Genomic DNA, 20,071 nt, shown 5'->3' with positions numbered 1-20,071 from the left:
GCCCGCCCGTTCCGGGCCGCCCTCCCGCTGGGTGCCGGCGGCCTGATCACGCTTTCGCCAGGTCTGCGACGAGGCCTGCGGCGACCGCGAAGCGGGAGACGGTCGGCGTTTCCGCCCCCGTGATCTCCTCCACGGCCGCGAGCGTCCGCTCCACCTCTGCCGTCCGGTGCGCGAGCCAGCCGTCGAGGCCCTGCCCGTCCCCCATGGCCATCACGGCGATCGACCGGTGCGCGTCGGCGAGCTGCCCGCGGGCGCGGTCCAGGGCGAGCGCCTCGTAGTAGTCGACGATCGGGATCGCCCGCGACTGCTCCAGGAGCCGGCCGATCCGGAACCGCCCGGCCACCCCGAAATAGGCCGCCGCGGCCGGCTCCAGGCCGATCCGGGCCCGCTCGGAGACCAGCACGATGTCCGGGATGGCGGCCTCGGCCGCGAGGTGGCCGACCCGGCGGGCGAGGTCCTCCGGCACGCCCTCCCCGGCCAGCGCGTCGCTGCGCCGCCGCGCCGTCTCCGCCAGCGGCTTCGGCAGCAGGGCGGGCAGTTGCGGCGCGAGGGCCTCGATCCCTGGCCGGAACCGTTCGGCGACGGCGCCGACGCCGGCCCCGAGGTCGACGTTGCGCAGGAACCAGACCATGGCGCCGAGCAGGAGGTCCTGCGCGGCCCCGTAGAGATCGAGCTGCAGGGCGCCGCGGACGCGGTTGTCGAGGAGCCCGACCGCCTGGTCGAGCCCGTCGAGCGCGAAGGCGACCCGGGCCGCCAGGAACGCGCGCGCCACGGCCGGCGCGTCGGCGCCGGTCTGGTCGGAGATCCGCGTCACCAGCGTCGCCCCGCCCTGATCGATCATCGCATTGGCGAGCCGCGTGGTGACGATCTCGCGCCGGAGCCGGTGCGCCCGGATCTCGTCGGCGAAGTCGGCCCGCATCCGGCTCGGGAAGTAGGCCGCCAGTTCGGAGGCCAGGAAGCCGTCGTCCGGCACGCCGCTCTCGATCAGCGCCTCCTTGAGGGTCATCTTCGCGTAGGCGAGGAGGACGCCGATCTCCGGCCGGGTGAGCGGCTCCCGCGCCTTCTCGCGCCGGGCGAGTTCGGCGTCGTCCGGCAGTCCCTCCACGGCGCGGTTGAGCTGCCCGGCCTTCTCGAGCGACTGCATGAGCCGGCGCTGGTAGCCGAAGTCCTCCAGGCCGCGCCGGGCCGTGAGGCTGATCGAGAGCGTCTGGCTCTCGTTGTTGGCGAGCACCAGCCCGGCCACCTCGTCCGTCATGGCGGCGAGCAGCGCGTTGCGGTCCGGCAGGTCGAGCCGGCCCGAGCGGACCGCCTGGCCGAGCGCGATCTTGATGTTGACCTCCTGGTCGGAGGAGTTGACGCCGCCCGAGTTGTCGATGGCGTCCGAATTGCAACGCCCGCCGCGCCGCGCATAGGCGATCCGGCCCGCCTGCGTGACGCCGAGGTTGGCCCCCTCGCCGATCACCTTGGCGCGCAGCTCCTCGGCCGTGACCCGGATCGGGTCGTTCGCGCGGTCGCCGACCGCCGCGTCGGTTTCGGACGCGGCCCGCACGTAGGTGCCGATGCCGCCGAACCAGAGCAGGTCGACGTCGAGCTTCAGAATGGCGCGCATGACCGCCTGCGGGGTCGGCCGCTCCTCGGCGAGGCCGAGCAGCGCCCGCGCCTCCGCGGAGAGCTCGATGGCCTTCAGGCTGCGCGAATGCACCCCGCCGCCGCGCGAGAGCTTGGCCGGGTCGTAGTCCGCCCAGCTCGAACGCGGCAGGTCGAACAGCCGCTTGCGCTCCGCCCAGCTCGTCTCCGGATCGGGATCCGGGTCGATGAAGATGTCCCGGTGGTCGAACGCCGCCACGAGGCGGGTGGTCCGCGCGAGCAGCATGCCGTTGCCGAACACGTCGCCCGACATGTCGCCGACCCCCGCCACCGTGAAGGGCTCGGCGAGGATGTTCCGGTCCATCTCCCGGAAGTGCCGCTTGACCGCCTCGAAGGCGCCGCGCGCCGTGATCGCCATCTTCTTGTGGTCGTAGCCCGCCGATCCGCCGGACGCGAAGGCGTCGCCGAGCCAGAAGCCCTGCTCGAGCGCGATCGCGTTGGCGGTGTCCGAGAAGGTCGCCGTGCCCTTGTCGGCCGCCACCACCAGGTAGGGGTCGTCCCCCTCGTGGCGGACCACCAGGTCGGGCGGCAGGACCTCGCCGGCGGGCGACAGGTTGTCGGTCACCGACAAAAGCGTCGAGACGAACACCCGGTAGGCCTCCGTCCCCTCCGCCAGCCAGGCGTCCCGCGCCATGTGCGGCTTCAGCCGCTTCGGCACGAAGCCCCCCTTGGCGCCGGCCGGCACGATGACGGCGTTCTTGACCTGCTGTGCCTTCACGAGCCCGAGCACCTCGGTGCGGAAGTCCTGCGGCCGGTCGGACCAGCGCAGGCCCCCACGCGCCACCTTGCCGAAGCGCATGTGGATGCCCTCGACCCGGGGCCCGTAGACCCAGATCTCGCGGAAGGGCTTCGGGTCCGGCATCGCCGTGACGGCACGGCTGTCGAGCTTCAGCGCGAAGGTCTCGGGCGGGCGGCCGTCCGGCGCGATCCGGAACGCATTGGTGCGCAGGGTGGACCGGATGGCGTTCAGCAGCCGGCGGATGATGGTGTCGTCGTCGAGGCTCGACACGGCGTCGAGGGCCGTCTCGATCTCGGCCGCGATCGCCGCCTCCCGGGCCGCCCGGTCGCCGCCCGCATGCGGGTCGAAGCGCGCCTCGAACAGAGCCGAAAGCCGCGCCGCCGTGGTCGGCTCCCGGACGAGCGCGCCCGCCATGTAGTCGAGCGCATACGGGATGCCGATCTGGCGCAGGTAGCGCGCGTAGGCGCGGATGAGGGCGATGTCGCGGAAGCCGAGCCCGGCCGAGAGGCCGAGCGCGTTGAAGCCGTCGTTCTCGACCGCCCCGTACCAGACGGCCATGAACAACGCCTCGAGGCGCCGGTCGGCCCCGTCCGCCAGCGGCACCTCGCCGCCGCCGGCCCGCTCCAGCGTCATGTCGTGCAGGTGCACCTCCGGCCGGCCCTCAGGCGCGATCCGGTAGGTGCGCTCGTCGATGACGCGCAGCCCCATGTTTTCCAGGACCGGCACCCGGTCGGACAACGGCACCGGCTCGCCGAGGCTGTAAAGCTTGAGCGCCGCCCGCTCCGCAGGGTCGCCGGAGCGCCGGAAGACGTCGATGGCGATCCGCCGCCCGTCCTGCAGGCGCTCCAGGATACGGATGTCGGCGAGCGCGGTCGCGGCCGGGTAGGCCTCCCGGTACGCGGCCCCGAAGGCCCCCCGGTAGCGCGGGAAGAGCTCCTCGCCGCCGCCCGGCGTCGCCCCGATCGCCGACTGCAGGGCGTCCGTCCACGTCCGCACGATGCCGGTGACGGCCGTCTCGAGCTCGTCCTGGGTGACCGACGGCGTGCGCCCGGCGTAGCGGCCGACGATGAAGTGCACGCGCGCCAGCGAGCCCTCCGGGAAGGCCGGCTGCCAGGCCGCGACCCGTCCCGAGAAGGCCTTCTCCAGATGCTCGCCGATGCGGATGCGCACCTCGGTGGAGTAGCGGTCGCGCGGCACGTAGACGAGCACCGAGACGAACCGGTCGAAGGTGTCGCGCCGGGCCAGCACGCGCACTCGCGGATGCTCGTCGAGCGCCAGGATCTGAAGGGCGAAATCGTAGAGGGTGCGGTCGTCGATCTGGAACAGCTCGTCGCGGGGATAGCTCTCCAGCACGTTCAGCAGCGCCTTGCCGGAATGGCTCGTCGGGTCGAACCCGGCCTGCGCGACCGTGCGGTCGACCTTCTGGCGCACGTATGGAATGGTCCGCGTGGAGCGCGTGTAGGCCGTCGAGGTGAACAGGCCGATGATGCGGAGCTCGCCGGAGAGCCGCCCCTCGGCATCGTAGAGCTTGACGCCGACGTGGTCGGTGTGGACCCGCCGGTGCACGCGCGAGCGGATGTTGGCCTTGGTCACGACCAGCGCCCGGGTGGACTTCAGGAAGTCCTTCATCTCGGCGGAGTCGTTGACCGCCTCCGAGCCGCGCCGCAGCACCCGAAGCTCCGGATTGCGCAGGATGCCGAGGCCGGGCTCGCCGCCGCGCTCGAGCCGGCCGCCCTCCGCATCCCGGTACACATACTCGCGCAGGCCGAGGAACGTGAAGTTGTCGTCCCGAAGCCATTGCAGGAACTGCACGGCCTCGTCGGCCTCGTCGAGCGGCAGCGGCGGCGGGTTCGTCCGGAAATCGGCGATCAGGCGGTCGATCCGCGCGATCATGCTTCGCCAATCGGCGACGGCCGCCCGCACGTCCGCGAGCGTCGCCTCCAGCCGCCGGGCGAGGCCGGCGCGCTCGCCCTCCGCGGCGATCCGGCCGACATGGATGTGGATGAGGCTTTCCCGGCTCTCGCCGTCATGGGCCGGTCCCGTCCCGGCCAGCGCCAGGAGGGTGCCGGACGCGTCGCGGCGGACCGTCAGGATGGGGTGCAGCACGAGCCGCACCGTGAGCCCGGACTCGGTCAGCTCGCCCATCACGGAGTCGACCAGGAAGGGCATGTTGTCGTTGAGGACTTCGACGATGGTCACACTCTCGAGCGCGCCCTCCCCGGCCGGCGCGTCCGCGACGTGGACGCGCGGCCGGCCGAGCCGCCGGGTCTGCAGCCGCTCCCAGGCCTCGCCGACCACCGCCGCGAGATCGCCCGGCGCGTAGGGCGCGAGGTCCTCGGCGGGCGCCCGCGAGAGCAGCGCCTCCGCAAAGCGGCGCAAGTCCGTCTCCGCGCCGAGCCTCGCGAAGAGATCCTCGAGCCGCTCCGCCTTCCGCTCCTCGCGTGCCTGTCGCATGGCCGTCCCCTCCGCCTCCGCTCGACTTGGCATCGAGTCGCGCTGCCTCTTGTTGTCGCACATCCCCGAAGGAAAGGAACGCGAGCACCGCGCGCCGGCCCGGCGAGCCCCCTTGCAAGTCGGCCCGCTTCGCCGTCTCCTCCCTCGCTCGACGACGGGTGGAGGAGGAGCGCCACAATGGCGAAGCAGGACAGGCAGGCGGGGCTCGCTCCGTCCGATCAGGCGGTCGACGCCGAGGGACGCCCGGAGCGGCCGATCGCATTGGCACTCGATCCGGCGGACCTGGACGACGAGATCCGGGCCTACTTCGAGAAGTGCATGGAGAAGATCGGCTTCGTTCCCAACGTGCTGGTCGCCTACGCGCACGACCTCGCCAAGCTCAAGGCCTTCGCAGCCATGTACAACGACCTGATGCTGGCGCCCTCCGGCCTCTCCAAGCTCGAACGCGAGATGATCGCGGTCGTCGTCTCGAGCGTGAACCGCTGCTACTACTGCCTGACCGCCCATGGCCAGGCGGTCCGCCAGCTCTCGGGCGACCCGGTGCTCGGCGAACTCATGGTGATGAACTACCGCGCCGCGCGGCTCGCCCCGCGCCACGTCGCCATGCTGGACTTCGCCTGGAAGCTGACCGAGACGCCGCAGGCCGTCATCGAGGCCGACCGAGAGGCCCTGCGCGCCGCCGGTTTCTCGGACCGCGACCTCTGGGACATCGCCGCCGTGGTGGGCTTCTTCAACATGTCGAACCGGGTCGCCATCGCGACCGACATGCGCCCGAACGCGGCGTATCACGGCCGCTCGCGCGGGGCCGGCTCCGGGGAGGCGGCCCGATGAGCGGCGTCAAGTCGGTTCTGGTGACCGGGGCGGCGGGGAACCTCGGACAGAAGCTGATCGCCCACCTCCTCGGCACCGGCTGGTGCGAGCGGGTGGTCGGCGTCGACGTGGCCGAGGGCGAGGCCGGCCACGGCGATCCCCGGGTCTCCTACCGCGTCGCGGACCTCGCCGACGCCGAAGACCCCGGCTGGCGTAGGGCGGTCGCGGACGTCGATGCGCTCGTCCATTTCGCCGCCGCCAACCCCTCGCCGGACGCCTCCTGGGAGGAGTCCGTCGTCTCCTACGACATGACCGCCAACCTCGTCGCCGCGGCGCTCGCCGGGCCCGTGAAGCGCTTCGTCTTCGCCACCTCCAACCACGTGATGGGCCAGTACAAGGACCCGCCGCGCGCCGACCGCATCGGCCCCGGCCGGCTCACCACGGACCTGGAGCCGGGGCCGGGCACCACCTGGTTCGACGGCACGCGCACCCGCCAGGGCACGGCCTATGCGGTCTCCAAGCTCATGGGCGAGCGCCTGCTGACCTCGGCCGCGGCGGTCTCGGGCGGCCGGCTGACCGCCGTCAGCCTGCGCATCGGCTGGTGCCAGCCCGGCGAGAACCGCCCCGAGACGATCAGCGCGACCGGACTGCCCGCCGACCAGTCGCCCGCGCCGGACTACCCCGAGGCGCAGCGCGACCTCGCCTGGTTCCGCGGCATGTGGCTGTCGAACCGCGACTTCCTGCAGGTCGTCGAGAAGGCGCTCCGGGCCGAGGCGGGCGCCTGGCCGGCGCCGGGCATCGTCGTCAACGCCATGTCGGACAATGCCGGCATGGTCTGGGATCTCGGCGCCACGCGCCGCCTGCTCGGCTACACCCCGCAGGACGACCTCTACAGGAGCCTCTCGGCGGGACCCTGAGGCACCGCCGTTCAGGCGCGCCGCGCGAAGGCCCGGAACGGATTCCAGCGCCCGGGCGCGGGGGCCGGCTCCGACCGCGCCAGCGCGGCCGGATCGAGGTCCAGGCGGTGCGTCACGGTGGCGCCGCCGCCTTCGGCCACGAAGCCGGCGGTCGCCGCGATGCGGAGAAGGGCGGCGTCCCCGGACGGGATGTCGAGCCGGATCCGCAGGATCGACCGGCGGCGCGCCTCCTGGACGGCGGCGCTCAGCAGGCCGCGGCCGAGACCACGCCCGCGCCAGCCCTTCTCGAGCGACACGGACAGTTCGGCGACCCGGCCGTCATGATCGACGTCGATCTCCGCGGCGCCGCGCAGCACCCCGTCCACCCAGGCGCCGATCAGGACGGTGCGCGAGACGACCATCTCCAGGCAGTGCGCGAGCACGAAATTGTCGTCGACGCCGGCCGCGAAGCGCTGCGCGCGGGCGGCGCCGTCGAGCCGCATCATGTGTTCCAGATAGGCTTCCAGCTCGTAGGCCCTGATCGTCCGCAGTTCCGTACCGTCCATCGAACCGGGCCTCCTCGTGGCCGACCGCCGGAGCCCCGAGGGGCCGGCGGCCGCCTGGCCGAATGCCGAAAACCGTGCCGGCCCAGAATCTTGGCCGAGCGGTTAACGAAGCCTTACCGTCCGCCGCCCGATGGAGGCGGCACCCGCGGGGAACCGCGAGTGCCGCTTTTATGTCACGCCGTCCGGATCATCCGGCCCTGCAGGTCGACGATCGCGGTGGCCCAGCCGTAGCTGTCCGAGACCGCCTCCTTGATGACCGACACCGGCGTCCGCTGGTGCGGCAGCACGAGGCCGACCACGTCCCCCGGCTCGAATTCGAGGTGGGCGCCGTAGCGGCGGGCGAGCCGCTGCATCTGCCGGTTGGAGGCGAGGCAGTTCATGTAGACGCAGCGGATCCCGCGGTTTTGCGCGGTCAGCAGCGTCCGCTCCATCAGGAGCGAGCCGACCCCGCGCGCCTGCCGGTCCCGCTCGACGCTGAAGGCGGCTTCCGCCTCCGTCCGGCTGCGGCCGAGCAGGCGCAGTTCGCCGGCTCCGACGATGCGATCGCCGTCAAACTGGCCGTGGATGATGGTGTCGAGCGAGAAGCTCGTCTCCGCATATCGGCGGACGAAATCGTCCGATGCGCCCATCCCGAACCGCGCGTGGCGGCTGTGGGGATCGAGGCGCAGGAGGTGGGCACGGAACGCCTCCAGGTCGGCGACCCAGAGCTTGCGGACCGAGCCTTCGGTCTTGGTCTTCATGATGGGGACTCCTCTTCCCTCCGGCGGACCCGCGAGGCTTCGGGCCGGACCGGCGGTCGTGGTTGTCGCGTGTGGGTCGCACCGTCCCGCCCGCGGTCAGGTCGCGGACGCGGCGGCGCCGTCTTGCGCCCCCGGGGGCCGGGGTCAGGTCCCGGCCCGCGACGCGCGCAAGACCATGCTGCACTGCAATATAGGGCAGGATCATGACACCGGCGAGCCGGCTCTGGCGCCAGCCGGTGCCGCCGATTTGGCCACAGGACCGGAAAAACGCCACGAACCGGGCCCAGAAGGCGGCCCTTCCGGTCACCTCCCCGTTATCGGGCCCGTGCGCGCGCCCCGGCGTTGTTGTAAGGGAGTGCCGGATTTTCGGCTGCGGAGCGGACTTCATGATGCGATTCGTCGGGTTCACCCTCTCGCTGGTCGGCGTCGGCCTCCTCGCCGGCTGCGGCCGCGTGGGCCTGGGCGACTTCGGCGGCGCGCAGCCGCAGGCCCGCTACGAACCCCTGCCCGCCGCCCCCACCAAGCCCGTCGTGACCCAGGGCGACCTGCAGCCCCTGCCGCCCGTCCCCGGCGAGCAACCGGCCGCCGGCGCCCCCGTGCCCCCGCCCGGCGACGCCGTCGCGGGCGTGCCCCCGGCCCTGGCGGCCCCGGCGCCCGCCTCGGCCGAGGCCAGCGCCGAGCGCGCTGTCGCGGTCGGCCGTACCGACCTGCTCGGCGGGTGGAAGATCGCCTCCGGGGGCGACAACTGCCAGCTCTTCATGACGCTGACCACCTGGTCGGGCGGCTACCGTGCCACCACCCGCGGCTGCAACACCCCGCAGCTGCAGAAGATTTCCGCCTGGGACCTGTCCGGCAAGCAGGTGTCGCTCAAGGGCGCCGACGGCTCCACGGTGGCGACCCTCTACGGCGCCGGCGCCGAGCGCTTCAGCGGCCAGACCGCGGAACGCCAGTCCGTTACCCTCTCGCGCTGACCGGTGCCGCCATGCCGACCGTCCGCCTCCTCGCCGACGACGAGATGCCGCCGGAGTCCCGCGCCGTCCTCGACGACATCCGGGCGACCCGCCGGTCCGACTTCGTCAACAACTTCTGGCGCGCCCTCGCGCATGACCCGAAGACCCTGCGGCGCACCTGGGAATCGCTCAAGGAGGTGATGGGCCCCGGCGTCCTCGACCCCAAGGTCAAGGAGCTGATCTACATCGCGGTCTCGGTGGCACACGGCTGCGAGTACTGCATTCACTCCCATACCGCCGCCGCGCGCGCCAAGGGCGTGACCGAGGCCGAGCTGATGGAGCTTCACGCCGTGATCGGCATGGCGGCCGAGACGAACCGGCTCGTCACCGCCCTGCAGGTGCCCGTCGACGAGGTCTTCCAGGTCCGCTGACCGGCCGCCAGCGCCGAAAAGCTTGACCCGCGGCCCGATCCCGCCTAGAAACCCGCACCTCTCGCCGACACCGTCGACGATGATCCGCCGACCGGGACCGTGATCCCGGAGGTCCACGCCCGCCAGCGCGTTGCGCCCGCGGGCGCGAAACCGTTTGGGCGCATCGCTCGACAGGGGCCGGACGGGAGCCCATCTGAAGGGTCCGCCCATCGCTCGAGGGTGCCCTTCGGATCGAGCCAGAGAGACGGAACGCGGATGTTCGAGAGCCTTTCGGAACGCCTGTCCGGCATATTGGACAAGCTGACCCGCCGCGGCGCGCTGACCGAGGAGGACGTCGGCGCCGCCATGCGCGAGGTGCGCCGCGCCCTGCTGGAGGCCGACGTCGCCCTCGACGTGGTGAAGTCCTTCACCGACAAGGTGCGCGCCCGCGCGGTCGGCCACGAGGTGATCCGCTCCGTCACCCCCGGCCAGCAGGTCATCAAGATCGTCCACGACACCCTGGTCGAGATGCTCGGCCACGACGCGGACCCGATCGACCTGAACGCGCCCGCGCCGGTAGCGATCATGATGGTCGGCCTGCAGGGCTCGGGCAAGACGACTACCACCGCCAAGATCGGCCTCCGGCTGGTCCAGAGGGCCCGCCGCAAGGTCCTCCTCGCCTCCCTCGACACCCGCCGTCCCGCCGCCCAGGAGCAGCTCCGCGTCCTCGGCGAGCAGAACGGGGTCGACACCCTGCCGATCGTCGCCGGCGAGACCCCGACCCAGATCGCCAACCGGGCCATGACGGCCGGCCGCCTCGGCGGCTACGACGTGGTGATCCTCGACACCGCCGGCCGCATCCACATCGACGAGCAGCTCATGCTCGAGATGGCCGAGATCAAGCGGGTGGCGAAGCCGCACGAGATCCTGCTCGTCGCCGACGCACTGACCGGCCAGGACGCCGTCAACCTGGCGAAATCCTTCGACGAGCGCGTCGGCATCACCGGCATCGTTCTGACCCGCATGGACGGCGACGGCCGCGGCGGCGCGGCGCTCTCCATGCGCGCCGTCACCGGCAAGCCGATCAAGCTCATCGGCGTCGGCGAGAAGGCCGACGCCCTCGAGGACTTCGACCCGAAGCGGATCGCCGGCCGCATCCTCGGCATGGGCGACATCGTCGCTCTCGTCGAGAAGGCCGCCCAGGAGCTCGACATCCAGAAGGCCGCCAAGGCGGCCCAGCGGATGCAGAAGGGCCTGTTCGACCTGGACGATTTCGCCGACCAGCTTCGCCAGATGCAGAAGCTCGGCGGCATGAAGGGCATCATGGGCATGCTTCCCGGCATGGGGAAGATGGCCAAGCAGCTCGACGCCGCCGCCCTCGACGACCGCATCATCAAGCGCCAGATCGCCATCATCACCTCCATGACGAAGAAGGAGCGCTCCAAGCCCGAGCTCCTCAACGCATCGCGCAAGCGCCGCGTGGCGGCCGGGTCGGGGACGCGCGTCGAGGACATCAACCGGCTGCTCAAGATGCACCGCCAGATGGCCGACATGATGAAGATGATGGGCAAGAAGAAGGGCGGCCTGCTCGGCGGGCTCGGCTCCCTTTTCGGCGGCGGCCCCCAGATCGACCCGGCCCAGCTCGAGGAGCTCGCCAGGTCCGGCCAGCTCCCGATGCCGCCCGGCGGCGCTCCGGGCCTCCCGCCCGGCCTGCCCCCGGGGGGATTGGGCGGCGCCGGCCTTCCGCCCGGCTTCCCCGGCCTGCCCAAGGGCCCCGGCTTCCCCGGCCCGAAGGGTCCGGGCGGCCTGCCCGGCGGCTTCCCCGGCCTCGGCAAGAAGAAGTGAGAGCCCCGCGATGACCGACCTGGCCACCGGCGTGGTCCCCGAGCTGAAGCGCCTGCGCGAGTCGATCGACAACATCGACGCCGCGCTCGTGCACCTGCTCGCCGAGCGCTTCAAGTGCACCCAGGCGGTCGGCCACCTGAAGGCGACCCATGGGCTGCCCCCCGCCGACCCCGGCCGCGAGGCCGAGCAGATCGCCCGCCTGCGCCGGCTCGCCGCCGACGCCCGGCTCGACCCGGACTTCGCCGAGAAGTTCCTGGCCTTCGTGGTGAAGGAGGTCATCCGCCACCACGAAGCCATCCGCGACTCCCGATCCTGAATTCCAGTCCATCGACTAAGGAGAAGACGCATGTCCCTGAAGATCCGTCTCGCCCGCGGCGGCACCAAGAAGCGGCCCTACTACCGGATCGTCGTCGCCGACGCCCGCTCGCCCCGCGACGGCCGCTTCATCGAGAAGGTCGGCACCTACAATCCGATGCTCGCCAAGGACTCCGCCGAGCGCGTCACGCTCGTCACCGAGCGGCTGCAGCACTGGCTCTCCGTCGGCGCCCAGCCGACCGACCGCGTCCTGCGCTTCCTGTCCGACGCCGGCCTCGCCACCCGCGAGGCGCACAACAACCCCGAGAAGGCCGTGCCGGGCAAGAAGGCCCAGGAGCGCGCCGCCGCCAAGGCCGCCAAGTCGGCCGAAGCCGCCGAGTAAGCGCAGGGGCCCGCCTCTCCCGGCCCGCAACCGATCGACACGTCAGGACCGCCGACCCGCATGGCCGAGAAGCGCATCCTCGTCGGACAGATCGGCGCCGCCCACGGCATCCGGGGCGAGGTGCGGGTGAAGTCCTTCACCGAGCCCATGGAGGCCCTCGCCGACTACGGCCCGCTCGCCTCGGAGGACGGCAGCCGGACCCTGACGGTCCAGCGGCTCCGCCCGAACGACACGGTGCTGGTGGTGAAGTTCCGCGAGGTGCCGGACCGCAACGCCGCCGAGGCGCTGAACGGCACCCGCCTCTTCGTCGACCGCGAGGCCCTCCCCGCGACCGACGACGAGGAGACCTTCTACCACTCGGACCTGATCGGCCTGAGGGCGGAAGACGCGGACGGGACGGTCCACGGGACGATCCTTGCGGTGGCGAATTTCGGCGCGGGCGATCTCCTGGAGATCCAGCCGCCCGAGGGCTCGACCGTCTACCTCCCCTTCACCCGGGCCTTCGCGCCCGTGGTGGACCTGGCCGGCGGCCGCGTCGTGATCGCCCCGCCCGAAGGCCTCTTCGGGGGCGGCTCGGACGAGGCGGAGCCGAAGCCCGCCCCCCGCAAGCGTCGCCGGCACCCGCCGGCGGCCGCGCCGGGGCCGGGCGGGGAGGTGGCGTCGTGACGTTCCGGGCCTCGGTCCTGACGCTCTATCCGGAGATGTTCCCGGGCCCTCTCGGCCTGTCGCTCTCCGGCAAGGCGCTCGCGAACGGCCTCTGGTCGCTCGACGTGGCCGACATCCGGGACTTCGCGACGGACCGGCATCGGAGCGTCGACGACACCCCGGCGGGCGGCGGGCCCGGCATGGTGATGCGCTGCGACGTCACCGCCCGGGCGCTCGACGCGGTGGCGGGTCCAGAGGACCCGAGGCCGCGCCTGCTGATGAGCCCGCGCGGGCGCCCGCTCCGCCAGGATTTCGTCCGCGAGCTCGCGGGCGGCCCCGGCGTGGTGGTGCTCTGCGGCCGCTTCGAGGGGGTCGACGAGCGGCTGATCGAGGGCCGCGCGCTGACCGAGGTCTCGATCGGCGACTACGTCCTCTCCGGCGGCGAGCCGGCCGCGCAGGTGCTCCTCGACGCGGTCGTCCGGCTCCTGCCGGGCGTGATGGGCAAGACCGAGTCCGGCGCGGAGGAGAGCTTCGAGGCCGGGCTCCTGGAATACCCGCACTACACCAGGCCGCAGGTCTGGGAGGGGCGGACGATCCCGGAGGTCCTGACCTCCGGCGACCACGGCCGGATCGCGAACTGGCGCCGCAGGGCGTCGGAGGCGATCACGGCCGAGCGCCGGCCGGACCTCTGGGCGGACCATCGGGCCCGCGAGGGCCGCGAAAGCAAAGCCGCCGGTCCCGGGCCCCGGAGATGACGACGGGGACATGACAAGCGGTCCGACATCGAGTATAGGCAACGCCAACTTCTGAGACAGGTGCACCCATGAACATCATCGATCAGCTCGAAGCCGAGCAGATGTCGGCCATCGCCGAGAAGCGCTCCATCCCGGACTTCGCCCCGGGCGACACGGTCCGCGTCAACGTCCGCGTCGTCGAAGGCAACCGCACCCGCGTGCAGGCCTACGAGGGCGTCTGCATCGCCCGCTCCGGCTCGGGCCTGAACGAGAGCTTCACGGTCCGCAAGATCTCGTACGGCGAGGGCGTCGAGCGCGTGTTCCCCGTCTACACGCCCCTGATCGAGTCCGTCGACGTCGTCCGCCGCGGCAAGGTCCGCCGCGCCAAGCTCTATTACCTGCGCGGCCTGACCGGCAAGGCGGCCCGCATCGTCGAGAAGCAGGACAAGAAGACGGCCTGATCCGTCCCGTCCGCCTCGCGAAGGTTCGATCAAGGCCGGTTCTCCGGCCTTTTTCGTTGTCTGGAGCCGAAGGGGCGCGCGCCATGGATCCTCGTCTCGAAGCCAACCGCCTGAACTGGGACGAGCGCGCCGGCCTGCACGCGACCGACCGGACCGGGTCCTACCGCATCGCCGACGTCCTTGCCGGCCGGTCCAGCCTGCACGCCATCGAAGCGGCGGAGATCGGCGACGTCCGGGGCCTCGACCTGGTCCACCTCCAGTGCCACATCGGCCTCGACACGATCAGCCTCGCCCACTTCGGCGCCCGCGCCACCGGCCTGGACTTCTCGCCCAAGGCCATCGAGGCGGCCCGCGACTTCGCCCGCCGCGCCGGCCGGCCCGACGTGCGCTTCGTCGAGGGCGACGTCTACGCGGCCCCCGACCGGCCCGGCGAGACCTACGACAGGGTCTTCACCGGCTGGGGCGCCCTCAACTGGCTGCCCGACATCGAGCGCTGGGCCGCCGTGGTGGCCCGCCTGCTCCGCCCCGGCGGCTACCTCTACCTGATCGAGAGCCATCCGATCACCTGCGGCGCCCTCGCCGACCGGGACGGCGTGCCGACCCCGACCTATCCCTGGCGGGACCCGCCCGAAAAGCCGGTCGCCAGCGACATGACGCACACCTACACGGGCGACGCCCGGCCGCTCGTCAACACCCGCAACTACGAATGGACCCACCCGATCTCCGAGGTGGTCACCGCGCTCCTCGGCGCCGGCCTCCGCCTCGAGATGCTGCGCGAACACGACCGCGTCGCCTGGAAGGCCTACCCGACCCTGGTCGAGGACGGCGTCGATCTCTGGCGCTTCCCCGCCGGCGGCCCGTCGCTCCCGCTCGCCTATTCGCTCAGGGCGCGGCGGCCCGGCTGACCCCGCCGCCTTCGAGCCGCGCCATCTGCCGGTCGTGGACCCGTCCGAGCGTCGCGACCGCGAGCGTCGCCCCCACGAACGCCAGGAACATGTCCCACTGCGTGTCCCAGGGATCCCCCTGGGTCGCCAGGAAGGAATCCGCGGCGGCGCCGTAGACGAGAGCGCTCCACCACTCGATGAACTCGAAGAAGGCGCTGAAGGCCAGGCAGCAGGCGACCGTAAGGGGCCCGAGCCAGGCCGAGCCCCTGAGCGGCGACCGGCGCGACAGGATCTCGCGCACCAGGATCGCCGGCACGAAGCCCTGCAGGAAATGCCCAAGCCGGTCGTAGTGGTTGCGCGCGAGGTCGAACCAGTCTGCGACCCACAGGCCGAGCGGCACCCGCGCGTAGGTGTAGTGGCCGCCGACGACCAGCACGACGGCGTGCAGCGCCATCAGCCGGTAGAGGAGCGGCGTCAGCGGGAAGACGCGGCGGGTCAGGACCGCGAGCGGCAGGCCGACCAGCACCCAGATCACCTCCAGGACCCAGGTCAGCCGGTCATAGGGCCCGATCCCGGAGACGACCAGGGCCGCGAGGACGCCGGCCGCCAGCACGGTTCCCTCCGCCCGCCCCATCGCGCCCCCACCCGCGGCCGCCGTCAAGCGCCGCTCCCGCCGGGACGCCGCGCCACCAGGTCGACCTCGACGAGCGCCCCCTTGGCGAGCGCGGTCACGCCGATGCAGGTCCGTGCCGGCAGGCGCCCCTCAGCGAAGAAGCGCTTGTAGACGGCGTTGAACGGCGCGTAGTCCCGCTCGAACCGCGTCAGGTAGGCCCGCGCCATGGTGACGTCCGCGAGCGAGAGCCCCAGCCCCGCCAGCACCGTTGCGAGATTCTCCATCACCTGCCGCGTCTGCGCCTCGATCCCCTCCGGCAGCGGATCGTCGGGCCGCCCGGGCACGGTCGGCATCTGCCCGGTGACGAACACCCACCCGTCCACCTCCGTGGCATGGCTGAACGTCGCCACCGGCTCCGGCGCCCCGGCGATCATGTGGAATGCGATGGGCATGGTCACTCCCTCGGTTCGCGCGACTTTGCACGAGAAAGGGCTGCCGTGGCCAGCCGGGGAACCGCAGCGCGCGCCGCCGCGTTCGACGGCACCGCGCCCTCCCAATGGTGCATTGCGGCAGGATGCCGCGCGCGATAGCGTTCCGGGCCCGAAGCATGAACAGGGGGAGACCTCGATGACCTTCCGCCCGCGGCGCAGCGTGCTCTACATGCCCGGCTCGAACGCGCGCGCGCTCGAGAAGGCGAAGACGCTGGAGGCCGACGCGCTGATCCTCGACCTGGAGGACGCGGTCGCCCCGGACGCCAAGGAGCTCGCCCGCGAGCAGGTCTGCCGTGCCGTGCGCGACGGCGGCTACGGCGAGCGCGAGCTCGTCATCCGCATCAACGGCCTCGACACCCCCTGGGGCAAGGCCGATCTCAAGGCCGCCGCGGCGGCCGGGCCGCACGCGATCCTGGTCCCGAAGGTGAGCTTCGCCGAGGACATCCACCAGGTCGGCGACTTCCTGGACATGAACGGCGCGCCCTCCGAGACCCGCATCTGGGCCATGATGGAGACCCCGATGGGGATCCTCAATGCCGCCCCGATCGCCGCCGCGGTCGGCGTGCCGGCCGGCCGGCGCTTCGCCGCCATGGTGCTCGGCACCAACGACCTCGCCAAGGAGACCCGCGCCCGCCTCGTCAAGGGCCGGCTGCCCATGATCACCTGGCTGTCCCTGACCGTGCAGGCCGCCCGCGCCCACGGCCTCGACGTGATCGACGGCGTCTACAACGACTTCGACGACCTGGAGGGCTTTCGCGAGGAATGCGCCCAGGGCCGCGATCTCGGGATGGACGGCAAGACGCTGATCCACCCCAGGCAGATCGCCGTCGCCAACGAGGTCTTCTCGCCCTCCGCCACCGAGGTCGCCTGGGCCGAGAAGATCGTCGCCGCCTTCGCGCTGCCCGAGAACGCCGGCAAGGGCGTCATCACGGTCGAGGGCCGGATGGTCGAGCTGCTGCATGCCGAGATGGCCAAGCGCACCCTGGCGGCCGCCCGCGGCCTGACCGCCACCCCGGCCGCGGCGTGATTCGCGGGGCTTGACCCGGCCCCGACGGTGCCCGAGGCTGCGCGCCGCCCGTCCCCTTCGCCGAGTGTCCGATGAAGCTCTACCGATATCTGACCGGCCCCGACGACGCCGCCTTCTGCAAGCGCGTCACCGCCGCCCTGAACAAGGGCTGGGACCTCGCCGGTCAGCCGACCCTGACCTTCGACCCCGTCAAGGGCCGCGTCATCTGCGGCCAGCCGATCGTCAAGGAGGTCCCCGGGGTCGACTACACGGACGACGTCGTCCTCTCCGACCACTGACTCCGGCCTCGGCCGGCCCCGCTCACGAGTGGGTGGCCAGCCAGGCGGCGATCTTGGTGCGGATGTCGGCCGCGATCTGGGTCGCCGCCCGGTTCTCCGCGTCGCGCTGCGCCCGCACGTTGGCGAAGCGCTGCTGGGAGAAGTCGTAGGACGCGTTGGCGAAGCTGTTGCCGGTCAGGATCGTCGTGCCGGAGGCGAGATCGACGAGCGTGAAGCTGGCATTGAGCTGCACCAGGTAGGCCGCCGGCGTGCTCTCCGTCCGCTCGATGCCGACCGGGATCGAGCTGTCCGTGACGCGCAGGTCGAGCCTGTAGGCCGGCTTGGCCGGCTCGCCCCCGCCGTAGAAGGCGAACACCAGCTCGTTGCGGACCCTCTGGCTGACGCGGCTGTCCACGAGCTTCAGGTCGATCGAGGCGAGGCGCGCGACCGTCGTGTCGCCGGCCGCCGTGGTGCCGTAGAGCGGTCGGATGTCCGAGCAGGCGCCAAGCGCCAGGGCCGCGGCCAGCAGGGCTGCGGGACCTGCGAGGCGGCGGGGTCGGACGGTCCGGTCAGGCCACCACATTCACGATCCTCTGCGGCACCACGATCACCTTCTTGGGCGGATTGCCGCCGAGCGCGGCCACCACCGCGTCGAGCGCCAGCGTCGCGGCCCGCACCTCAGCCTCGCCCGCCTCGCGCGCCACAGTCAACTCCGCCCGCTTCTTGCCGTTGATCTGCACCGGCAGCACGATCGTGTCGTCGACCGTCAGCGTCCGGTCCGCCACCGGCCAGCCCAGGGTGGCGATCAGCCCCTCGCGGCCCATCGCCTGCCAGCATTCCTCGGCGAGATGCGGCATCATCGGCGCGATGATCCGCACCAGGATGTCGAAGGCCTCGTGGAGGGCCGCCGCGAGCCCCGGATCCGAGCCGGCCCCGCCATCCGCGAGCGCCTTCTGGAGCGTGTTGGCGAGCTCGTAGATGCGCGCGACCGCCCGGTTGAACGCCAGCTTCTCGATGTCGTCCTCGACCGCCACCAGGGTCTTGTGCGCCGCCTTGCGCACCGCCAGACCCGCCGCCGAGAGGTCGGCCGGAAGTGCCGGCGCGCCGCCGGACACGAAGGGCAGGGCCTCGCCGACCATCCGCCAGATCCGCTGCACGAAGCGGTGCGCGCCCTCGGCCCCGGCCTCCGTCCAGATCACGTCGCGCTCCGGCGGGCTGTCGGACAGCATGAACCAGCGCGCCGTGTCCGCGCCCCAGCCGCCGATGATCTCCGACGGGTCCACCGTGTTCTTCTTGGACTTCGACATCTTCTCGATGCCGCCGATCTCGACCGGCCCGCCCGTCGCCTTCAGCCGGGCGGAGCGCTTGCCGTCCGCCTCCGTGATCTCGACCTCCGCGGGCGACACCCAGGCGCCGTCCGGCCCCCGGTAGGTCTCGTGCACCACCATGCCCTGGGTGAACAGCCCCGCGAAGGGCTCGTCCAACCCCGCATGCCCGGTCGCCCGCATGGCGCGGGTGAAGAAGCGCGAGTAGAGCAGGTGCAGGATCGCGTGCTCGATCCCGCCGATATACTGGTCGACCGGCAGCCAGCCGTCGACCGCCGAGCGGGTCGTCGGCGCGGTCTCGTTCCACGGGTCGGTGAAGCGCGCGAAGTACCAGGACGAGTCCACGAAGGTGTCCATCGTGTCCGTCTCGCGCCGCGCCCGCCCCCCGCAGGACGGGCAGGCGACGTGCTTCCACGTCGGGTGGTGGTCGAGCGGGTTGCCGGGCCGGTCGAAGGTCGCGTCCTCGGGCAGCCGCACCGGCAGATCCTGCTCCGGCACGGGTACCACCCCGCAGGCCTCGCAGTGGATCATCGGGATCGGGCAGCCCCAGTAGCGCTGGCGGGAGATCAGCCAGTCGCGCAGGCGGTAGTTCACCTGCCGGGTGCCCTGCGGGGCGCCGTGCAGGTCCGTCGTCTCCAGCCGCCGCGCCACCGCCTCCTTGGCGGCCTCGATCGGGAGCCCGTCCATGAAGGCGGAGTTGAACAGCGTCCCGTCCCCGTCATAGGCCGTGTCGTCGATCGTGAAGCTGGTAGGATCGGCCGCCGGCGGCAGCACGACCGGGATGACCTTCAGCCCGTACTTGCGGGCGAAGTCCAGGTCGCGCTGGTCGTGCGCCGGGCAGCCGAAGATGGCGCCGGTGCCGTAGTCCATCAGGATGAAGTTGGCGACATAGACGGTGAGCTCCACCTCCGGCAGGAACGGATGGCGGACCTTCAGGCCCGTGTCGTAGCCCTCCTTCTCGGCCGTCTCCAGGACCGCCACGGACGTGCCCATCTGCCGGCACTTCTCCTGGAAGGCGGCGAGGCCGGGGTCCTGCGCCCCGCAGGCCTTCGCCAGCGGATGGTCGGGCGCGATCGCCATGAAGCTCGCGCCGAACAGCGTGTCGGCCCGCGTCGTGAAGATCTCCAGCGTCCGGTCGCCGTTCGGCGCCGGCTCGACGAGCTCGAAGCGGACCCGCATGCCCTCCGACTTGCCGATCCAGTTGCGCTGCATCAGGCGCACCTTGTCGGGCCAGCGGTCCAGCGTGTCGAGCGCGGACAGGAGCTCGTCCGAATAGGCCGTGATCCTGAATTTCCACTGCTCCAGCTCGCGCTGCTCGACGACCGCGCCGGAGCGCCAGCCGCGGCCGTCGACCACCTGCTCGTTGGCGAGCACGGTCATGTCGACCGGGTCCCAGTTCACCTTCGACTTGGAGCGGTAGACCAGCCCGGCCTTGAAGAAGTCCGTGAACATCTTCTGCTGGTGCCGATAGTAGCTCGGGTCGCAGGTCGCCACCTCGCGCGCCCAGTCCAGGGAGAGCCCCATCGACTTCAGCTGCGCCTTCATGGTGGCGATGTTCTCGTAGGTCCATTTGGCCGGGTGGACCTTGTTCTGGATGGCGGCGTTCTCGGCCGGCAGCCCGAAGGCGTCCCAGCCCATCGGGTGCAGCACGTTGAAGCCGCGGGCCCGCTTGTAGCGTGCCACCACGTCGCCCATGGTGTAGTTGCGCACGTGCCCCATGTGGATGCGCCCCGACGGATAGGGAAACATCTCGAGCACGTAGTATTTGGGCCGCGGATCGTCGTTGAGCGTCCGGAACACCTCGGCCGCCTCCCAGGCCCTCTGCCACTTCGGTTCCGCCTCGCGGGGATTGTAGCGCTCGCTCGCCATGGGATCTGCCG

Annotated in this window: 19 protein-coding genes and 1 pseudogene; 13 read left to right on the top strand and 7 right to left on the bottom strand. The window is 71.9% G+C overall.

All coding sequences use genetic code 11. The annotated features are described in order from the left end of the window. Nucleotides 1-46: 46 nt before the first annotated feature. The gene (locus tag WBG79_RS16035; protein WP_337358196.1) at nt 47-4,840 is read right to left on the bottom strand and encodes an NAD-glutamate dehydrogenase; all 4,794 of its coding nucleotides are present in this window, start codon (nt 4,838-4,840) and stop codon (nt 47-49) included. Nucleotides 4,841-5,017: 177 nt separating this feature from the next. On the opposite strand from WBG79_RS16035, the gene WBG79_RS16030 reads away from it, so the two are divergent. Together WBG79_RS16030 and WBG79_RS16025 are read left to right on the top strand one after the other, a co-directional pair. Further along, a complete protein-coding gene (locus WBG79_RS16030; protein ID WP_337358195.1) occupies nt 5,018-5,671 on the top strand; it encodes a peroxidase-related enzyme in 654 nt (217 codons plus the stop codon). Beyond that, complete coding sequence (locus tag WBG79_RS16025; protein ID WP_337358194.1) at nt 5,668-6,567, top strand: NAD-dependent epimerase/dehydratase family protein; 900 nt, start codon at nt 5,668-5,670, stop codon at nt 6,565-6,567. Before WBG79_RS16030 ends, WBG79_RS16025 begins: the two co-directional genes overlap by 4 nt. Nucleotides 6,568-6,578: 11 nt before the next feature. On the opposite strand, the gene WBG79_RS16020 is transcribed toward WBG79_RS16025, so the two are convergent. After that, the gene (locus tag WBG79_RS16020) at nt 6,579-7,112 is read right to left on the bottom strand and encodes a GNAT family N-acetyltransferase (protein WP_337358193.1); all 534 of its coding nucleotides are present in this window, start codon (nt 7,110-7,112) and stop codon (nt 6,579-6,581) included. 173 nt (nt 7,113-7,285) lie between these two features. Beyond that, nucleotides 7,286-7,852: a GNAT family N-acetyltransferase gene (locus WBG79_RS16015; RefSeq protein ID WP_337358192.1), complete on the bottom strand. Its 567-nt coding sequence runs from the start codon at nt 7,850-7,852 to the stop codon at nt 7,286-7,288. Nucleotides 7,853-8,238: 386 nt separating this feature from the next. Between WBG79_RS16015 and WBG79_RS16010 the strand changes: the two genes are divergently transcribed. From WBG79_RS16010 to WBG79_RS15970, 9 genes and pseudogenes are all read left to right on the top strand, one after another. Then, nucleotides 8,239-8,823, top strand: coding sequence for an AprI/Inh family metalloprotease inhibitor (locus WBG79_RS16010; protein ID WP_337358191.1), 585 nt, complete (start codon nt 8,239-8,241; stop codon nt 8,821-8,823). An 11-nt stretch (nt 8,824-8,834) separates the two neighbouring features. After that, nucleotides 8,835-9,233, top strand: a complete 399-nt coding sequence (locus WBG79_RS16005) for a carboxymuconolactone decarboxylase family protein (RefSeq protein WP_337358190.1) — start codon at nt 8,835-8,837, stop codon at nt 9,231-9,233. 255 nt (nt 9,234-9,488) lie between these two features. Beyond that, nucleotides 9,489-11,057, top strand: a complete 1,569-nt coding sequence (gene ffh, locus WBG79_RS16000) for a signal recognition particle protein (RefSeq protein ID WP_337358189.1) — start codon at nt 9,489-9,491, stop codon at nt 11,055-11,057. A gap of 10 nt (nt 11,058-11,067) precedes the next feature. Further along, nucleotides 11,068-11,373 carry a chorismate mutase gene (locus WBG79_RS15995; protein WP_337358188.1) on the top strand — a complete coding sequence of 102 codons (306 nt, stop codon included), beginning with the start codon at nt 11,068-11,070 and terminating at the stop codon, nt 11,371-11,373. A gap of 30 nt (nt 11,374-11,403) precedes the next feature. Next, nucleotides 11,404-11,754: a 30S ribosomal protein S16 gene (rpsP, locus tag WBG79_RS15990; protein ID WP_337358187.1), complete on the top strand. Its 351-nt coding sequence runs from the start codon at nt 11,404-11,406 to the stop codon at nt 11,752-11,754. A 60-nt stretch (nt 11,755-11,814) separates the two neighbouring features. After that, nucleotides 11,815-12,420: a ribosome maturation factor RimM gene (gene rimM, locus WBG79_RS15985; RefSeq protein WP_337358186.1), complete on the top strand. Its 606-nt coding sequence runs from the start codon at nt 11,815-11,817 to the stop codon at nt 12,418-12,420. Further along, nucleotides 12,417-13,154 (top strand): tRNA (guanosine(37)-N1)-methyltransferase TrmD, encoded by a 738-nt coding sequence (gene trmD, locus WBG79_RS15980; protein ID WP_337358185.1) that lies wholly within the window; start codon nt 12,417-12,419, stop codon nt 13,152-13,154. The genes rimM and trmD overlap by 4 nt, the downstream gene beginning before the upstream one ends. Before the next feature lie 68 nt (nt 13,155-13,222). Then, a pseudogene (gene rplS / locus WBG79_RS15975) lies at nt 13,223-13,579 on the top strand (50S ribosomal protein L19); the annotation flags it as partial. A 98-nt stretch (nt 13,580-13,677) separates the two neighbouring features. Beyond that, the gene (locus WBG79_RS15970) at nt 13,678-14,499 is read left to right on the top strand and encodes a class I SAM-dependent methyltransferase (RefSeq protein WP_337358184.1); all 822 of its coding nucleotides are present in this window, start codon (nt 13,678-13,680) and stop codon (nt 14,497-14,499) included. Here WBG79_RS15970 and WBG79_RS15965 read toward each other — a convergent pair. Both WBG79_RS15965 and WBG79_RS15960 read right to left on the bottom strand, forming a co-directional pair. After that, nucleotides 14,477-15,139 carry a DUF2238 domain-containing protein gene (locus WBG79_RS15965; RefSeq protein WP_337358183.1) on the bottom strand — a complete coding sequence of 221 codons (663 nt, stop codon included), beginning with the start codon at nt 15,137-15,139 and terminating at the stop codon, nt 14,477-14,479. The two genes, WBG79_RS15970 and WBG79_RS15965, sit on opposite strands and share 23 nt — an antisense overlap. Next, on the bottom strand, nt 15,136-15,537 hold the full coding sequence (locus WBG79_RS15960; RefSeq protein ID WP_337358780.1) for a RidA family protein: 402 nt from the start codon (nt 15,535-15,537) through the stop codon (nt 15,136-15,138). Before WBG79_RS15960 ends, WBG79_RS15965 begins: the two co-directional genes overlap by 4 nt. Nucleotides 15,538-15,718: 181 nt before the next feature. Here WBG79_RS15960 and WBG79_RS15955 point away from each other — a divergent pair, with 181 nt between their 5' ends. Together WBG79_RS15955 and WBG79_RS15950 are read left to right on the top strand one after the other, a co-directional pair. Continuing rightward, complete coding sequence (locus WBG79_RS15955) at nt 15,719-16,609, top strand: HpcH/HpaI aldolase/citrate lyase family protein (protein ID WP_337358182.1); 891 nt, start codon at nt 15,719-15,721, stop codon at nt 16,607-16,609. Between the two features lie 71 nt (nt 16,610-16,680). Continuing rightward, nucleotides 16,681-16,887, top strand: a complete 207-nt coding sequence (locus WBG79_RS15950; RefSeq protein ID WP_337358181.1) for a DUF1737 domain-containing protein — start codon at nt 16,681-16,683, stop codon at nt 16,885-16,887. Nucleotides 16,888-16,909: 22 nt separating this feature from the next. On the opposite strand, the gene lptE is transcribed toward WBG79_RS15950, so the two are convergent. Beyond that, a complete protein-coding gene (lptE, locus tag WBG79_RS15945) occupies nt 16,910-17,449 on the bottom strand; it encodes an LPS assembly lipoprotein LptE (RefSeq protein WP_337358180.1) in 540 nt (179 codons plus the stop codon). Beyond that, nucleotides 17,436-20,060 (bottom strand): leucine--tRNA ligase, encoded by a 2,625-nt coding sequence (gene leuS, locus WBG79_RS15940; protein WP_337358179.1) that lies wholly within the window; start codon nt 20,058-20,060, stop codon nt 17,436-17,438. Before leuS ends, lptE begins: the two co-directional genes overlap by 14 nt. Between the last annotated feature and the right edge of the window lie 11 nt (nt 20,061-20,071).

The organism is Prosthecomicrobium sp. N25 (assembly GCF_037203705.1).
GTDB lineage: Bacteria > Pseudomonadota > Alphaproteobacteria > Rhizobiales > Ancalomicrobiaceae > Prosthecodimorpha.
This window is presented reverse-complemented; position numbering and strand designations above follow the sequence as displayed.

Coding starts and splice junctions, on each gene's coding strand:
- WBG79_RS16035 (WP_337358196.1), bottom strand. CDS start 4,840: ATGCGACAGGCACGCGAGGAGCGGAAGGCGGAGCGGCTCGAGGATCTC.
- WBG79_RS16030 (WP_337358195.1), top strand. CDS start 5,018: ATGGCGAAGCAGGACAGGCAGGCGGGGCTCGCTCCGTCCGATCAGGCG.
- WBG79_RS16025 (WP_337358194.1), top strand. CDS start 5,668: ATGAGCGGCGTCAAGTCGGTTCTGGTGACCGGGGCGGCGGGGAACCTC.
- WBG79_RS16020 (WP_337358193.1), bottom strand. CDS start 7,112: ATGGACGGTACGGAACTGCGGACGATCAGGGCCTACGAGCTGGAAGCC.
- WBG79_RS16015 (WP_337358192.1), bottom strand. CDS start 7,852: ATGAAGACCAAGACCGAAGGCTCGGTCCGCAAGCTCTGGGTCGCCGAC.
- WBG79_RS16010 (WP_337358191.1), top strand. CDS start 8,239: ATGATGCGATTCGTCGGGTTCACCCTCTCGCTGGTCGGCGTCGGCCTC.
- WBG79_RS16005 (WP_337358190.1), top strand. CDS start 8,835: ATGCCGACCGTCCGCCTCCTCGCCGACGACGAGATGCCGCCGGAGTCC.
- ffh (WP_337358189.1), top strand. CDS start 9,489: ATGTTCGAGAGCCTTTCGGAACGCCTGTCCGGCATATTGGACAAGCTG.
- WBG79_RS15995 (WP_337358188.1), top strand. CDS start 11,068: ATGACCGACCTGGCCACCGGCGTGGTCCCCGAGCTGAAGCGCCTGCGC.
- rpsP (WP_337358187.1), top strand. CDS start 11,404: ATGTCCCTGAAGATCCGTCTCGCCCGCGGCGGCACCAAGAAGCGGCCC.
- rimM (WP_337358186.1), top strand. CDS start 11,815: ATGGCCGAGAAGCGCATCCTCGTCGGACAGATCGGCGCCGCCCACGGC.
- WBG79_RS15970 (WP_337358184.1), top strand. CDS start 13,678: ATGGATCCTCGTCTCGAAGCCAACCGCCTGAACTGGGACGAGCGCGCC.
- WBG79_RS15955 (WP_337358182.1), top strand. CDS start 15,719: ATGACCTTCCGCCCGCGGCGCAGCGTGCTCTACATGCCCGGCTCGAAC.
- WBG79_RS15950 (WP_337358181.1), top strand. CDS start 16,681: ATGAAGCTCTACCGATATCTGACCGGCCCCGACGACGCCGCCTTCTGC.
- lptE (WP_337358180.1), bottom strand. CDS start 17,449: ATGTGGTGGCCTGACCGGACCGTCCGACCCCGCCGCCTCGCAGGTCCC.
- leuS (WP_337358179.1), bottom strand. CDS start 20,060: ATGGCGAGCGAGCGCTACAATCCCCGCGAGGCGGAACCGAAGTGGCAG.